This window comes from Photobacterium chitinilyticum, from assembly GCF_004104355.1.
GTDB lineage: Bacteria > Pseudomonadota > Gammaproteobacteria > Enterobacterales > Vibrionaceae > Photobacterium > Photobacterium chitinilyticum.
Window position 1 is genome coordinate 36,705 of the sequence record NZ_RJLM01000007.1, and the last position, 14,498, is coordinate 51,202.

Genomic DNA, 14,498 nt, shown 5'->3' on the forward strand with positions numbered 1-14,498 from the left:
TTAGCGAAAACGGTACTGAAATGGCAGACAAGTTTGATGTGGTGGTGATAGGTGCAGGCGCTGCAGGGTTGATGTGCGCGGCAGAGGCCGGCAAGCGCGGTCGTTCGGTGCTGGTGGTTGATCATGGCAAAAAGCCGGGACGAAAAATTCTGATCTCCGGTGGTGGCCGCTGTAACTTTACCAATTATGATGTTGCAGCCAATAATTATGTCTGCCGAAACCCCCACTTTGTTAAGTCTGCACTGTCCCAGTATACCCAGTGGGATTTTATTGCCATGGTCGCCAAGCATGAAATTGCCTATGAAGAGCGTGAGCACGGCCAGCTATTTTGTGAAGATTCTGCCAAGGATATCGTAAGTATGCTGTTGGCAGAGTGTGATCAGCCGACGATTGAGCAGCGTTACCGTTGCGATGTTCATGATATCAGTAAGACCGAAACTGGTTTCACCCTCAAGCTAAACACCACGATAGTGGAATGCCAATCACTGGTTATTGCTACCGGCGGCCTGTCGATGCCGAAGCTGGGTGCAACTCCGTTTGGTTATCAGGTTGCCGAGCAGTTTGGCCTAAAGGTGGTACCGACGACTGCTGGATTGGTTCCTTTTACTTTGCACAAGGAAGAAAAAGAGGCCTACGCGGAACTGTCGGGGATTGCGATCCCGGCGGCTGTCGAGGCTGAAGACGGTACGAATTTCAAGGAAAACCTGTTGTTTACCCATCGTGGTTTGTCCGGTCCGGTGATCCTGCAAATTTCTTCATACTGGACGCCGGGTCAGAAGGTGACGGTTGATTTGTTGCCGGATTTGGATCTTGTCGAAACGCTTGTAGCCATGCGCGAAAACCACCCGAACCAGAGCCTGAAGAACTCATTGTCGCGCTTGTTGCCAAAGCGTCTAATTGAAGTGTTGATTGACCGTGGTGATATCCAGGACAAGCCGCTGAAACAGTTCAACCCGAAAGATATCGCGGCGATAGCCGCCTACTTCCACCTGTGGCAAATTGGCCCGAACGGCACTGAAGGCTACCGTACTGCCGAAGTGACGCTGGGCGGGGTCGATACCAACGAGCTGTCATCGAAGACGATGGCCGCCAAGCAGGTTCCAGGGCTGTATTTTGTCGGCGAGGTAATGGATGTCAGCGGCTGGCTCGGTGGTTATAACTTCCAGTGGGCCTGGAGCTCGGGTTTTGTTGCCGGGCAGCATGCCTGATTAAAAAACACGGAAATAAATAACGGGAGCATAGCTCCCGTTTTTTGTTTCTGTATCGCTCGCCGCCTCTGCTACGGCAATGATTTACTGTCGCCAATGGGCGATAGGGCCTGCCATAAAATCTGAAATGCCCCCTCCTGATATTCGGGCTGGCCAGCTAAGTCCGGGCGCTCGGCAAACAGATTGGCAGTTGCCAGAAAATGGCTGTGGCAGAAATTGAGCACCAGCTCGAGTGGCAGCGGTGCAAGCCGGTGCTGTTGCTGTGCCTGTTTGAACTGCTCAATCAAGAAGGCCATTGATGCTGCCATTAACTCCTGATGCTGGCTGAACCCAAATGTCGGATCGTGGGCGACTTGCTGCATGAACTGCAGTTTATCGGGGTTTTGCTGCGCCCACTGCAGGGCTTGCTGCCAGAAATGGCGTATTTGATGCTGAATATCCTCGTGCTCTTGCTGAAGCTGCATGGCCAGACCTAGCTCGGTTTTGACTTCGCTATACAGGGTAATGATTAAGATCTGTTTGCTGGCAAAATGGTGAAACAGGGTGCCGGTTGCGACATTCGCCAGCTGGGCAATACTGGCCGTCGAGGTAGCCTGAATGCCGTGCCGGACAAATAAGCTCAGGGCGGCGTCGAGAATGTTCTGTTTTTTGGTCTTTGGCATATTGGTTTCTAGACTCGGTGCTTACGCGCTTGCTGTTTGCAATTATATCAAGGATAGTCCCGGCGCTCCTGTGTGGGTTGCCGGGAAGGTGGCATTAGCGCAAGAAGAAGGCCAGCATTAGCTTTTGTATCCAGCCGCCATAGGGTGGGGTTGCCAGCTTGGTTGTGGTGAATTTACCACGGCTCAGTACTGTCTTGGCCTTGGAGAACGTCTGGAATCCTTCCTTGCCATGATAGTGCCCCATTCCCGAAGGACCGATCCCACCGAATGGCGCATCATCGGCGCCGACATGCAGTACGGAGTCATTGATACACATCCCGCCGGCGTGGGTAGTCGTTTTTACCTGCTGTTGCAGTTCGGGATTTAGGCTCATCAGGTACAGTGCCAGCGGGCGCGGGCGCTGGCGGATGTAGTCCAGTGCCTGGTCGATTTGCTGGTAGGGGATCACCGGGAGCAAGGGGCCGAAGATTTCTTCCTGCATCAGGGCCATGTTATCTGTCGTGTTGAGGATTAAATGGGTGATCATCCGGTGTTGCAGATCATCACGGGCTTGGGGGTGGCAGGGGATCACCTTGGCTCCCAGTTCCTTGGCCTCATTCAGCCACTGGTTCAGACGATCATATTGTCGAGCATTCACCACCGAGCTGAAATCATTGCTGGCAATGCCCTGCGGGTACATTTTGCAAAACTGCTTCTGGTATTCGGCGACAAACTCATCCACTTTTTCCTCGGGTACCAGCACATAGTCTGGTGCAACGCAGATCTGCCCGGCATTCAGGCTTTTGCCATAGATCATCCGTTCAACGGCCATATTCAGCGGTATATCAGGGGCGATCAGAGCCGGCGTCTTGCCGCCCAGCTCCAGGGTGACAGGAGTCAGGTTGTCGGCTGCGGCACGCATGACGTGGCGTCCGACAGTGGTCGACCCGGTAAACAGCAGGTGGTCAAACGGCAGGGCAGTAAAGGCGGCGGCTGTATCAGCCTCACCTTCGAAGACGGCGACTTCATCGTGGCTGTAAATTTCGGAAAGCAGGCTACGTAATACCTTGTTGGTGGCGGGGGTGAACTCGCTCAGCTTGATCATCGCCCGGTTTCCGGCTGCCAGTGCGGTGATCAGCGGGCCAATGCTCAGCATCACCGGAAAATTCCAGGGTACCACTATTCCAACCACTCCCAGCGGTTGGTAAATGACTTCGACTTTGGCGGGTGCCAGCATTAGCCCGGCATGACGCCGGGATGGCTTCATCCATTTTTTTAGGTGTTTTATTGTGTAGTTAATGTTCATGACACACGGCAGGATATCGGCCATCAGGGTGTCGTGGGTGCTGCGTTGGCCATAGTCCTGGCTGAGGGCTTCGCAAAGCGGGACTTTAGCGTTGAGAAGGGCGTTTTTCAGTGCCTTTAGCGTATCGAGACGCTGCTGAAGAGAGGGCATTGGTTCGGCTGTGAACTTGTCTCGTTGAGACTGTAAGGTTTTTTCCATTACGACACTATCAATGTGATGCGTGCTTACCTCTTCGATTGCTGTCATTGCCTCTCTCCCTCAAGTTTTTCGGACGATAATAAATTTTCGCATTAAAACCGACTAGTCAGTCGGTTTTAGTATAGCCGATAAATCTGAACGGGGAGTGACTGGGCATTTTGACTGTACGGCTTGGACCAAGAACTTGGTTTAGAGTTGTCTGGCATGGCCGCTTTTGTCAGCATGAAAAGTATCAATAAATGCTTGGAAGTAGAGGCTTAGCTGAGTGGCTTGCGCTGACTCGCCCAGTAAATTCAGCAGAGTTATGCCGGCTTCGCAAGTACAAAGGTTACCTGCCTGCTGGTTGCGGCGAAGCTGGTAGGCGGACATCGAGGTTGGAGTGAGGCTCAGGTGTGGCAGCTGTGACAGCCATGGGCTTTTCCGCACCATTTTTCTGGCTTCCTGCCAGGTGGCATCAAGCAGGATGAACAGGGGAAGCTTGCCTTCGGCAGGCTGGTATGCCGCTGCAGGGTGCTGATCATCACTGGGAAAAAGTAGCCATGGCTGGTTATTGGCTGCGCGGAGTTCCTCCAGCAGCGCTGAAGGCGGGTTGACCCGGTCCCAGGTATAACGCTGGCAGTTGGGCAGCGTACGCAGCATAAGATCGCCGGTATTGGTGTCCTTGTTGAGCTCTTTCGGGTGGGTCAGAAGAATAAATCGGACCTTGCAGCTCAATTGAGGTTCGGCATCACAGATACAGTTGTACAGAAAGCCGCAGCGGGGACAGGACATAATGAAGGCTCGTGGTTGTTTTCGGCTGGCTGGGAGTGTGACATATCCCAGCCAGCGAGAGCAACTCACGAGAGCAATCCAGGGCTTGCCGGTGTGGTTATTGTTTTTTTAGGCTCAGGCCGTCGCCACCCAGGTTAAAGGTCTGACCGTTCACCGTCTCTTCCTTGACCGTGATCTGGTTGCCTTCGAGGGTAAATACCCGTTCGCTGATCAGGCGTCGTCCCTGATGTTTGGTCATGACCACCTGCACGGTATTGTCGCTGCCTTGCTGCCAGAATCCGGTTTCGTTCAGGCTGGGTTCGCCGGAAGGATAGTCGTAGCGGGTGGTGGCCGAGTGATCCGGGTTAAGGGTGACGGTCGTTGTCAGTACCGGGGTGTCGTTAATCAATGAGGTCCCCTGATAGCGGCCTGACCAGCTAAGGGTGATATCGGTCGCCCCCAGTGTTGCGCAGCCTTGGTAGTTATTGCCTTGCCAGTTTAGCTTTGCCTGCCAGCCGAACAGGGAGTCGCTCATGGTGTCGTTGCACTGGCCTTTGGTCAGGGTCAGTGAGAAGTCTTGGCCTTGGTAATGCTGCTTGCCAGCAATAATATTTTTACTGGTGATGGTTTGTTGCTGGCGCTGCTGACCGGGGCGAAGCAGGTTGGCCTTATCGCCATCCAACTCGACAACCCAGCCCGGCTCGTTGCCAAATGCCCTTGTAGCGTGCGGGGGCCGCTGACAACCACTGAGCATTTCGGATGAGATTAAATTAATCTGTTTGACGTTAAAGCGGCCGTCATAGGCGGCAGCAAACCCTTCTTCGGGAGCAGGCTCAAGAAAGCCGATGAACTCACCATACATAGGCTCGTAGCCCGGACGGGTGACTTGGGCTAGCGCCTTGCGGTCGGCTATTGGGGTATTGAGCCAGTATTGCTGGGTGCTGCCGCAGGGCTGAATACTGTTGGACTCATGGCCAAGGACCACGTTACCTCTCAACATAAATGCCTGAACTTTGCCATGATCGGTGCTAACAGCCGAAGCACCGTCGTCGTGAGTGGGCTCGATAGGGGTAGAGGCTGGCGAGGTCGACGATGTGGAGCAGCCAGCCAGAAGTGTCAGTAGTACTGCTGCAGGTAAAGCCCGTCTCAACTGTGTCATTCGGTTCCCTCGGTATGTTAGGCTGATAAGTCGTAAAGTCATTATAACGGCGCTCCTGCTATGATGTGCCAGTGTTATAGCGCAGCTCGATAACGAGAACGATTATGGCCAATTGGTTATTCAAAACTGAGCCAGATACATTTTCGATAGACACCCTGAAACAGCAAAAAGTTTCCTGTTGGGAAGGCGTTCGTAATTATCAGGCCCGCAATATGATGCGAGACGAGATAAAAATCGGCGATCAGATCTTTATCTATCACTCTTCTTGCAAGGATGTTGGGGTAGTCGGTATTGCGACGGTGGTGAAAGAGGCGTACCCGGATCATTTTCAGTTTGATCAGCAAGGGCCGTATTTCGACCCGAAGTCCGACCCTGACAATCCACGCTGGGTGATGGTCGATATTGAGTACCAGCGCCACCTGCGCCTGGTGTCGCTCAAGCGGATGAAGGCGAATCCGGCGTTGTCAGAGATGCCGCTGGTGAAGCGCGGCAACCGTCTGAGCATTATGCCGGTCACCGATTTACAATGGCAGGAAACCCTGCAGATGACCGGTCAATTTTAGCAGTGCTGGGTAAAATAACAGGATTAGAGTAGGTTATCCGCCAGGTAGTGGGCGACAGCCTCATCACAGCATGAACCAATTATGTCGTTGTTGGGTAATGCTTTTTTGACTTTATCGTGAGCCGTGTCCATGATTAGTCCTTTACCGGCCATATTCAGCATTTCGACATCGTTCATGCCGTCACCAAAGGCTAGGCAGTCTTTCAGTTCGTAGCCCTTCTCTTTCGCTACGGCTTCAAGGGCGTGCCCTTTCGATACGTTCGCATCCATCACCTCCAGACACCATGGGGTCGAAAAGGCAATATTTGCTTGTTCGCCGAAGGTGTCATTGAAGCGCTTTTCCCATTCCACCAGTTTGTCGTGATCGTGGTCGTCGCGGATGAAAAATACCTTGGCGATGCCTTTTAGTGGCGGATTGTCGACATCAAATAGTTGATAGTTAAACGTTTCATGAAAATCCTTTAGAGATTCGTCTTCGGCACTCAATAGCCAGTCATCGTTGCGGTAGATATGAATTTTCAGTTCGGGATCCTGCTTTGCCATCGCAATAAGGCCACCGACGACCTCTGGCTGTACATCTTGCTGGAAAACGACGTCGCCCTTGCAGTTATGAACTCGGGCACCATTGGAGGTGATCATGTAAGCCGGGATCCCTAGTTGTTCGCGCATGCCTGCGACATCGATATGGTGACGGCCCGTTGCAAAAATGAAATCTTTGTCCTGCTGGTGAAGCTGGTTGAGGACTTCTTTGGTGTAAGGCGCGATTTTGTGGTCGGGGGTGAGCAGGGTTCCGTCTAAATCTGAAGCAACTATCTTATACATGGAAATTCTCGGCAGTAGGAACAATGGCCCCACTAACCCTAAAGGATAGGGGGGTGATAAGATTGATTTTAAACCAGATCGCCACTGAGAAAAGAGGTTAATTTACCTTTCAACCTTTTCCGCCTTCCAAAAATGATTGATTGTTGCAGCAAGTACGGGATGGCGGTATTTGTCGACCTCGAACAAGAGTTCATGGCGCGCACCTTCAATCACTGTTAGCTGGCAGGAACGGCTTGCTTGCTGCATCGCCTGGCAAAATAGGTTCTGTGCCCGGTTATCGACAATAATATCATCACTTCCCTGTAGCAGGAGGATAGGTGTTGTGATATTAGGAGCCAGCTCGATGCATTGTTTGGCTGCCGCGATCCCTTGCCATACCCAGCGCGCACTAGGGCCGCCGATTTTTAGCTCTGGCTTGTGCTCGTACAGGTCGCGAAACCATTGATAGCGGATCTGGCTTTGGCTCAGGGGGTTGTCAATGAACGGTTTGGGATAGTAGGGAATCTGTCCGGGAGCATAGTCGGGCTGGCGTTGCAGCTGCTCGACGACACGGGCCAGCGGAGAGGCAATCGGCTTCATCCAGTTGTTGATATTGATCCCGTGCATCGGGGCACTGAGCACCGCGCTGTCTATCAACGAAGGGTATTTGGCCATGAACAGGCTGCCGATGGTACCTCCCATCGAGTGGGCCAGCATAAAATGTTGCTGATATCCTTTGGGCGCAATCACCGTATCAAAGAAGGTTTTGAGATCACTGACATAGTCGTCGAACTTTTCGATGTGGCCCAGCTCGCTGTCTTCGGCTATTCGGTCCGATACTCCCTGGCCACGGTGATCCAGGGCAAAAATATCGTAGCCCTGCTGAACTAAATCATAAAACAGTTCCTGGTACTTCCAGTAACTTTCGATCCGGCCGTTAACCACGATGATTGCTTTGTCATGGTTAAATCCGGTTAGGCTGACCCAGCCGACATTGAGCTGATCGACCCCCTGAAACATACCCTCCAAACGGTGCTGCCATAATTCGGCGACAGGGCCTGCCATGGTATCGCAGAACTGAGATTCCTGGGAAAAGTGAAAGTAGTGCGGTGGTTGGGCTGTCATGGTATTTCTCAGCGTTATGAAAGTGATTTAAGGCGCTTGTGTGCGGTCAGTCGCAAAGGCTGATGGCAAAAACTATGTTCAGTATAACGTAAAGTGGTCGCTTTCTATAAGCGGGCGTGAGTTGCTTTAGGGATTGAACTACTGTTAACTTGTATCCGCCTTATACGTACAAGCAGATTAATGTACCTGTTGAACAGGCGATTAATTTGAGCTCGATAGTGGTTTTACTGGATAGGAAGAGTTGGAGCGAGTGTCGAAGTATGGCTGGCCTGGCATTCCATCTGTTGTTGGTGGGAGTTGGCCTTGTTTCCTCAATTCCTAAATCCGGCAGAGCCGCAGTTACTGCAACTGATGGTGCTGGGGATCACGACTTTGGCTATTGATACAATTGTGATGTTGTTTTATGTCACCTTGGCATCAAAGCTAACCATGTATATTCGTTCTGCCAAGGTGATGGGCGGGTTAAACCGTATGTTTGGTTCAATGTTTATTGGCTGCGGTGCGTTGCTCGTGACTGCCAGGACTTGACTAGTCAGCCTACTGATCTTGGGCTGTTATATTTAGGTTAGATATTTTTATTATATTTCAAACCATTAAGGAACCACGCAGGCATCATGTATTCTTATGTCGCTCGCCAGCCTATTTTTAACCGTCAGCAACGGACCGTCGGGTACGAGCTGTTGTTTCGTGACGGGGAAAGCAATGCCTTTCCCGTGATTGAGGCGAATAAAGCGACTTGCAGGTTATTGGTAGAAAATTACATGGCGGTTGGCGATAATCTGGCAACTGCCGGTCAGCGCACCTTTATCAATTTTCCCTATGAAAGCTTGATTCGCTTACTTCCGATGTTGTTGCCGAAAAGAAAGGTGATCATTGAAGTACTCGAAACCTGTGCTCCGGATGAAGAGCTGTTTGTCGCCATAAAATATCTCTATCGCCAAGGTTACGTGATTGCGCTGGATGATTTCGAGATGGAGCCGCAGTGGAAGCGTTTTTTGCCTTATGTGCACATCATCAAGCTGGACTTGATGAAAGTCGGAATCGAGCAGGCATGTGAATATGTGAACCAGAACCGTTCACTAAAGCTAAAGTTTCTGGCTGAAAAAGTGGAAACCCATCAAGATTTTATCGCAGCCTATGAGGCCGGTTTCCAATTTTTCCAAGGTTACTACTTTAGTAAACCGGAGATGCTTAAAAATCGCCAGGTTGAACCAGAAAAACTGACAACAATTCGCTTGTTGCAGGAAGTCTGTCGTGATCAGGTGGACTTCGACCGGGTTGAGAAGATCATTGTCAGCGATGTGTCGCTATCCTATCTGTTGTTGCGGTATGTCAATGCTGCCACCCATCGCACGATTGAACCGATCAGTTCATTTAAGCAGGCGTTGGTCTATCTTGGCGAAGATAAAATAAAGATATTCGTCAGTGCTGTAGCAACGGCACATGCGGCTATCGACAAGCCCAGAGAACTCTATTCCCTGTCGCTGCAACGGGCCTGCATGTGTGAGATGCTGGCTGCCAGCAGTCGCTTGTCTATCGGGAAGGAGAAGGCATTTCTAACCGGGATGTTTTCCCTGCTTGATGCACTGCTGGATAATTCGTTGGAACAGTTGCTAACCTTGCTGCCGCTCGAGTCTGATGTACGCGATGCCTTGCTTAACCATCACGGTGAACTGGGCCAGATACTTGCCCTGCTTGATGCCTACGATCAGGCTGACTGGGAGAAGATCGCCATCTATTGCCAAACGTTGGGGATCAAGGAAGAAATGGTAGCGAAAAGCTACCATCATGCGCTGAAATGGTCTTCCCTGTATCTTGATTCCTCATCGAGTCCCGGCCCCGCACCGGCCTGATTATTGCCTAAAGATGAATCTTTTTTGAAAAGGCGGTGGCATAGCTTATTTGTCACCGCCTGCGTTTTTTGGCCTCGCCAGTCTCGGGGGTGGGGTGTATTGGCTGAGCACCTTCACGGCGGCGGTCAATGCCGGATTCAGGCTTTTGTTCGATGGGTAACATAGCCCCAGCCGACGGAACATCCGTGGCCCGTCCAAGGGAACGGTGACCAGCTGATTTGCAGTTTCCAGTACCCCAGTCGGTAGAAAAGATATTCCCAACCCCGCCTGTACCAGATGCATCACCTGGGTTTTGTGCTCGGCCTTGGCAACCAGGTTAACGGCAAGGCCGTCGCAGGCCAGCAGACCGATAGTCTGCTGGTGGGCTTCGCAGGGCGGGCATTCGATGAAGTCATGCTGGTGGAGTTGCTCCGGAGGCACTTTTTCCAGTGCCGCCAGCGGGTGGTCAGGCTGCATGCACAAGACATAATCCTCATCCCACAGCGGCAGGAAAATTTCATCCTCGGCCTTGAACATATCCAGCGTCAGACGAGCATCGGCAGGTGCATCATGATCGACCAGCTCTAATAACAGGTTCGGGATCTGCTGCTTGAGCTGGGCGAATACCTTGGCAAGCTGTGACTGGCTCAAATCCGGGAAGTTGGCCAGTTTTAGCGGCAGGCACTCGGTTCGCTGCTGAAACAGCTGAGGCAGGCGATTGATCTCGCCCAGCAGCCGGATGGCATGCGGGTAGAGGTAATGGGCCTCATCGGTCAGATCAACCCCCTTCTTATGACGAACAAACAGCGGAGTGCTGAGCTCGGCCTCCAGTTGCTTGACGGCATTGGAGATGGAAGGCTGCGAGACAAAACAGCGTTCGGCCGCAAGAGTAATGTTTCTCTCTTCGTAGACCGCAACAAAAAAGCGCAGCAGACGTAAATCCATAAGGGGAAACTCGTTTGGGATCAGGCCATCATAATAGCCTATCCATAGCTAATTCTTATGATAAGCAGAAAAAAAGGATATTTTTCCTCGTTCTGCCAGCCCGATATAGTAGCGCCATCAACTTAGTGCCGGCCGTTGATGATCTCTCTTATATCTACTAGCAAAGGGTTTCATTATGTCTAAGTCTCTTATCGTGATCACTGGTGCAAGTTCAGGCATCGGCGAAGCAACAGCGCGCAAACTGTCCGCAGAAGGACATCCGCTATTATTGTTGGCCCGTCGTGTCGATCGCCTGGAAGCATTGCAGTTGCCGAATACACTGTGCCGCCAGGTGGACGTGACAGATGCCGATGCATTTTCCGCAGCTATCAAGGACGCTGAAGCGCAATTCGGTCCGGTAGATTGCCTGATCAACAATGCCGGCGTGATGTTGCTTGGTCTGGCTCATGAGCAAGATCCGACTGAGTGGAAAACCATGTTTGACGTCAACGTGATGGGGCTGCTTAACGGTATCCATGTGGTACTGGCGGATATGAAAGCTCGCCAGCACGGCACTGTGATTAACATCAGCTCGGTAGCCGGTCGCAAGACCTTCCCGAGCCATGCAGCCTACTGCGGTACCAAGTTTGCGGTACATGCGATTACCGAAAACATCCGCGAAGAGGTCGCCGATGATAATGTTCGCTTTATTACGATTGCCCCGGGTGCGGTAGAAACAGAGCTGCTGAGCCATACGACCAGTGACGATATCAAAGCTGGCTACGAAGAGTGGAAAGATGGCATGGGCGGGGCGATTGTCCCGGACGATATTGCCAATGCCATCCGTTTTGCTTATCAGCAGCCGCAGAACCTGTGTATTCGCGAGATTGTCCTGGCTGCAACCCGCCAGCAGCCATAATGTCAACATTCTGTTAGTAATAGACTAAAGCCAGAGTAAGCTCAGGTACTTACTCTAGCTTGCTGCTATATTAAAAACTGGATTGCTGAGCTGTTGCTAATGGGAGACAAACGGGTGAGGCAAAAGGTTGTCTTTTTTGATTTACTTCGCTGTATGGCGGCTATTGCCGTTGTTGTGATCCATGTTCTTGGCCCTTATCGCGAGCAGCTTGGAGTGATTTCTGATAGTGCCTGGCTCACAGCCACTAGTTTTAATAGCTTTAGCCGGTGGGCCGTGCCGGTCTTTATTATGATCACCGGCGCACTGATGCTGACCGATAACCGTGATTTTGATTTAAACTATTATGTAAGGCGGCGCCTTGGCAAGGTGTTAGTTCCCTTTCTGGTTTGGTCTGTTTTTTATGCCGTACTATCAGGCCTGACGGCATCTGGATTCAATAGTACGACTGTGCTTGAGACGCTGGTAGCGCTGCCCGAGCATGAAACCTATTATCACCTCGGTTTCTTTTACTATTTCATTCCGCTGTATTTTGTGGTGCCTTTCCTTCGCTATTATGTTCAGCATACCGACCGCACAGGGGCGATAGCGCTCACTATTGCCTGGCTGGTACTGACAACGATGTTCCTGTTTAGAATCGATGGATTATGGAGTCATAAGCTGATTTTATATAGCGGGTACTTACTTCTAGGCTATTGCTTATTTCAGTATCGATGGCCGGCACTGAAATGGCTTGTTGTGCTGGGAGGGGCTGGATTGCTGCTGACTGATTATATGGTTGTCAGTAACAGCTTTTCTGCCGGGGAATATACCGTTGGGCGCTGGATGTCCTACAAAACTGTCAATACGGCGTTGATCGCTGCCATGATTTTTGCTCTGTGCCAGCAGTATAGTGGACGTCTGAGTCAGATCTGGCTGGTGCGGATTGCTTTTATGAGCCGCTACAGCCTCGGTATTTATCTGCTGCACCCAATATTTCTATGGCCGGTACGAGAGTATGATCTGTATTTTGCCCATCCGCTTATTATGATCCCGTTTTGGACCCTGATTTGTACCGGGTTGGCGCTGACTGCCAGCTGGCTATTGGCGAAGGGGACGAAAACAGCATGGCTGGTTCCTTAGGTGACCAGCCATTTTGTTGGTCGGATGGCTAGTCTCGCTCTAGGGCGAAGTGAATAAATGATAACCCTTTATAGGTCATGGTGCCGCGATCGCCTGGATTGAGTGCATGGTAATAATGTATGCCGGCCATGAATTCGCGTTTGGGACCACCCTTGGCGGGTTGAACATAAATCCAGTATTCTTCGTTATCTTCACCTGGCTGAGCACCAATGATAGCCACGCTTTGTTTATCCAGAACTTCGACATCAATTTTTTGCTCGGGGGCATTTTCTCCCTGCACATGGCGTCGATAAAAGCGGATAAAATAAAAAATGGAGATAACAAACAAGATGGCAACGGCCAGCACAATCCATAGTGGCATCAATGTACTCCTTGATCAGTCGGGCAACACAGTGGGCATTATTATTATTGATTGTCGTGCCGAGCTGTACATCCAAAATAGTAAACCGTGACCGCTACAGGGTTTTGCCGATCGGGCAATAACCGAATATACCCAGAGGCAATATTACTGCAGAAGCCCCTGTTAGGTGAAAAGGGTTGTAAATCATTGTCAGCAGGCTTTGCATGTACATCAAGTCACGATAAGGTAAGTAGGTAGAGAGCAGAAAGGAGATCGGCGTATGGCCAATATTGAGTTAGTCGTGACGCGTTCAAGGCGGATTGAGCACTTACTTCGCCAACACTATCATGCCGAAGGAAAAGGCTTACATCAGCTTATTACTAGCTGTGAAGAGCGGCTACCCCACGAGATCATTCCCAAGCTTCGTTTCGTTGCGTCGGTACGGAATAAAACTGTTCATGAAGAGGGTTACAAGCTGGATGACAAGCCGGGCTTTCTGGCCGCCTGTCGAGATTGCGAAGATGAGCTGACACCTCGTAGTGGGCGCTTTGTCTGGACTGTCGCCGCATTTGTCGTATTGGGTTTTACCGCTTTGGCCATCTGGTTTTATTCTGAGCATTGGCACCGTATTAATTTAACGCCTTAGAGATCAGTGAGTTCCAAATTTATAACACTACTTTCAACCTTCTCTATTGTTTGTCCGGATATAGGGACTTAACCTTCAAGCTATAATCTGTTAAGACGAAAAAAGGTGCCGAAAGGCACCTTTTTTTTGAATTTTTTATATTGCTTAGTAGATAACAGGCAGCGTCATTAAACCGACAACCACTGCGATCATCATAAGCCCTTGTTTTTGAGATGTTGTGAACATAGGTAAGATCCTTGTGTTGCTGCTGATTATGTCTTGGTAATTAGAATAGCACTGTTTTTGGTCTTTAGGCAAGTCTGAATGCTGAAAAGTCAGTAAAGGTTAGGTTATGTTGGCTTTATATGGGTGTTTTACGCTAAAGAAATTGTGTTTTTTGGTCAGGTTAAATAGTGTTCTTATTATTACTTCTAGTTATTGTGTTGTGTAACTCGTTGTTTTTTATGGTTTAAATTGTGTGATCTGGCTCTTTTTTTATCTTTGCTTATATTTTTGTGGGTTTTACTGATCATATCTTGCTGTGTGGTTCGTGTGGCTGTTTTTGTTTGGTTGGCTCTTTTGAGGGGGGAGCGGTGAGAAGAGGGTTGAGATCTGTGTTAGATAATTATGCTATTTTTTTGGTTGGTTAAAGTGTTTGTGTTTGGTTTTGGGTCAAATAAACTGTCGCTTCTTTCAATGCGGGGTATTCTCTATTTTGCTTGTCTTTTTGCTTTTAAGTCATTGATAATAATATCCATATGTTCGTTGTTTGTTACTTGAAGTGTGGGTGGTTAGGGGGGCATTTTACCCGATATCTTTATCAAAGCTTATTATTCACTACCTTGATATAAGGCAATCGTTTGCCAGGGTGGTTTTGTTATCCTGTGGCCTGTCTCATAAGGCTTAAGGAACGGAGCTGCAAGTTTTTACCGAGTTACAAAGCTTGCCGTTCTGGGTGATGATGTCTTAGCGTTTTTACAAGCGGGGTC

General features: G+C 50.2%; 14 protein-coding genes and 1 pseudogene. 7 read left to right on the forward strand and 8 right to left on the reverse strand.

Going from position 1 to position 14,498, the window contains the following annotated elements; translation table 11 throughout:
- Window positions 1-20 precede the first annotated feature (20 nt).
- Window positions 21-1,208: a BaiN/RdsA family NAD(P)/FAD-dependent oxidoreductase gene (locus EDI28_RS16585; RefSeq protein ID WP_128785008.1), complete on the forward strand. Its 1,188-nt coding sequence runs from the start codon at window positions 21-23 to the stop codon at window positions 1,206-1,208.
- Window positions 1,209-1,279: 71 nt separating this feature from the next.
- Here the strand turns inward: EDI28_RS16585 and EDI28_RS16590 are convergent, their stop codons facing one another.
- From EDI28_RS16590 to EDI28_RS16605, 4 genes are all read right to left on the reverse strand, one after another.
- The gene (locus tag EDI28_RS16590; protein ID WP_128785009.1) at window positions 1,280-1,870 is read right to left on the reverse strand and encodes a TetR/AcrR family transcriptional regulator; all 591 of its coding nucleotides are present in this window, start codon (window positions 1,868-1,870) and stop codon (window positions 1,280-1,282) included.
- A 94-nt stretch (window positions 1,871-1,964) separates the two neighbouring features.
- Entirely contained in the window at window positions 1,965-3,401 is a 1,437-nt protein-coding gene (locus EDI28_RS16595) for a coniferyl aldehyde dehydrogenase (RefSeq protein ID WP_128785010.1), read from the reverse strand.
- A gap of 141 nt (window positions 3,402-3,542) precedes the next feature.
- Window positions 3,543-4,124, reverse strand: coding sequence for a tRNA-uridine aminocarboxypropyltransferase (locus EDI28_RS16600; protein WP_128785011.1), 582 nt, complete (start codon window positions 4,122-4,124; stop codon window positions 3,543-3,545).
- Between the two features lie 97 nt (window positions 4,125-4,221).
- Window positions 4,222-5,262, reverse strand: a complete 1,041-nt coding sequence (locus EDI28_RS16605) for a COG3650 family protein (protein WP_128785012.1) — start codon at window positions 5,260-5,262, stop codon at window positions 4,222-4,224.
- 104 nt (window positions 5,263-5,366) lie between these two features.
- On the opposite strand from EDI28_RS16605, the gene EDI28_RS16610 reads away from it, so the two are divergent.
- Window positions 5,367-5,825 (forward strand): EVE domain-containing protein, encoded by a 459-nt coding sequence (locus EDI28_RS16610; protein ID WP_128785013.1) that lies wholly within the window; start codon window positions 5,367-5,369, stop codon window positions 5,823-5,825.
- 23 nt (window positions 5,826-5,848) lie between these two features.
- On the opposite strand, the gene EDI28_RS16615 is transcribed toward EDI28_RS16610, so the two are convergent.
- Complete coding sequence (locus EDI28_RS16615; RefSeq protein ID WP_128785014.1) at window positions 5,849-6,646, reverse strand: Cof-type HAD-IIB family hydrolase; 798 nt, start codon at window positions 6,644-6,646, stop codon at window positions 5,849-5,851.
- A gap of 102 nt (window positions 6,647-6,748) precedes the next feature.
- Window positions 6,749-7,750, reverse strand: coding sequence for an alpha/beta fold hydrolase (locus EDI28_RS16620; RefSeq protein ID WP_128785015.1), 1,002 nt, complete (start codon window positions 7,748-7,750; stop codon window positions 6,749-6,751).
- Between the two features lie 297 nt (window positions 7,751-8,047).
- Here EDI28_RS16620 and EDI28_RS16625 point away from each other — a divergent pair.
- Window positions 8,048-8,278: pseudogene (locus EDI28_RS16625) on the forward strand (LysE family transporter); the annotation flags it as partial.
- Between the two features lie 86 nt (window positions 8,279-8,364).
- A complete protein-coding gene (locus EDI28_RS16630; RefSeq protein ID WP_128785017.1) occupies window positions 8,365-9,603 on the forward strand; it encodes an EAL and HDOD domain-containing protein in 1,239 nt (412 codons plus the stop codon).
- Window positions 9,604-9,648: 45 nt separating this feature from the next.
- On the opposite strand, the gene EDI28_RS16635 is transcribed toward EDI28_RS16630, so the two are convergent.
- Window positions 9,649-10,527 carry a LysR family transcriptional regulator gene (locus EDI28_RS16635; protein WP_128785018.1) on the reverse strand — a complete coding sequence of 293 codons (879 nt, stop codon included), beginning with the start codon at window positions 10,525-10,527 and terminating at the stop codon, window positions 9,649-9,651.
- 175 nt (window positions 10,528-10,702) lie between these two features.
- On the opposite strand from EDI28_RS16635, the gene EDI28_RS16640 reads away from it, so the two are divergent.
- On the forward strand, window positions 10,703-11,425 hold the full coding sequence (locus EDI28_RS16640) for an SDR family oxidoreductase (protein WP_128785019.1): 723 nt from the start codon (window positions 10,703-10,705) through the stop codon (window positions 11,423-11,425).
- Window positions 11,426-11,539: 114 nt separating this feature from the next.
- Window positions 11,540-12,544, forward strand: a complete 1,005-nt coding sequence (locus EDI28_RS16645; protein ID WP_128785020.1) for an acyltransferase — start codon at window positions 11,540-11,542, stop codon at window positions 12,542-12,544.
- A 28-nt stretch (window positions 12,545-12,572) separates the two neighbouring features.
- Here the strand turns inward: EDI28_RS16645 and EDI28_RS16650 are convergent, their stop codons facing one another.
- On the reverse strand, window positions 12,573-12,905 hold the full coding sequence (locus EDI28_RS16650) for a DUF2500 domain-containing protein (protein ID WP_128785021.1): 333 nt from the start codon (window positions 12,903-12,905) through the stop codon (window positions 12,573-12,575).
- Window positions 12,906-13,164: 259 nt separating this feature from the next.
- On the opposite strand from EDI28_RS16650, the gene EDI28_RS16655 reads away from it, so the two are divergent.
- A complete protein-coding gene (locus tag EDI28_RS16655) occupies window positions 13,165-13,530 on the forward strand; it encodes a DUF4145 domain-containing protein (protein ID WP_128785022.1) in 366 nt (121 codons plus the stop codon).
- Window positions 13,531-14,498: the final 968 nt, after the last annotated feature.

Coding starts and splice junctions, on each gene's coding strand:
- EDI28_RS16585 (WP_128785008.1), top strand. CDS start 21: ATGGCAGACAAGTTTGATGTGGTGGTGATAGGTGCAGGCGCTGCAGGG.
- EDI28_RS16590 (WP_128785009.1), bottom strand. CDS start 1,870: ATGCCAAAGACCAAAAAACAGAACATTCTCGACGCCGCCCTGAGCTTA.
- EDI28_RS16595 (WP_128785010.1), bottom strand. CDS start 3,401: ATGACAGCAATCGAAGAGGTAAGCACGCATCACATTGATAGTGTCGTA.
- EDI28_RS16600 (WP_128785011.1), bottom strand. CDS start 4,124: ATGTCCTGTCCCCGCTGCGGCTTTCTGTACAACTGTATCTGTGATGCC.
- EDI28_RS16605 (WP_128785012.1), bottom strand. CDS start 5,262: ATGACACAGTTGAGACGGGCTTTACCTGCAGCAGTACTACTGACACTT.
- EDI28_RS16610 (WP_128785013.1), top strand. CDS start 5,367: ATGGCCAATTGGTTATTCAAAACTGAGCCAGATACATTTTCGATAGAC.
- EDI28_RS16615 (WP_128785014.1), bottom strand. CDS start 6,646: ATGTATAAGATAGTTGCTTCAGATTTAGACGGAACCCTGCTCACCCCC.
- EDI28_RS16620 (WP_128785015.1), bottom strand. CDS start 7,750: ATGACAGCCCAACCACCGCACTACTTTCACTTTTCCCAGGAATCTCAG.
- EDI28_RS16630 (WP_128785017.1), top strand. CDS start 8,365: ATGTATTCTTATGTCGCTCGCCAGCCTATTTTTAACCGTCAGCAACGG.
- EDI28_RS16635 (WP_128785018.1), bottom strand. CDS start 10,527: ATGGATTTACGTCTGCTGCGCTTTTTTGTTGCGGTCTACGAAGAGAGA.
- EDI28_RS16640 (WP_128785019.1), top strand. CDS start 10,703: ATGTCTAAGTCTCTTATCGTGATCACTGGTGCAAGTTCAGGCATCGGC.
- EDI28_RS16650 (WP_128785021.1), bottom strand. CDS start 12,905: ATGCCACTATGGATTGTGCTGGCCGTTGCCATCTTGTTTGTTATCTCC.
- EDI28_RS16655 (WP_128785022.1), top strand. CDS start 13,165: ATGGCCAATATTGAGTTAGTCGTGACGCGTTCAAGGCGGATTGAGCAC.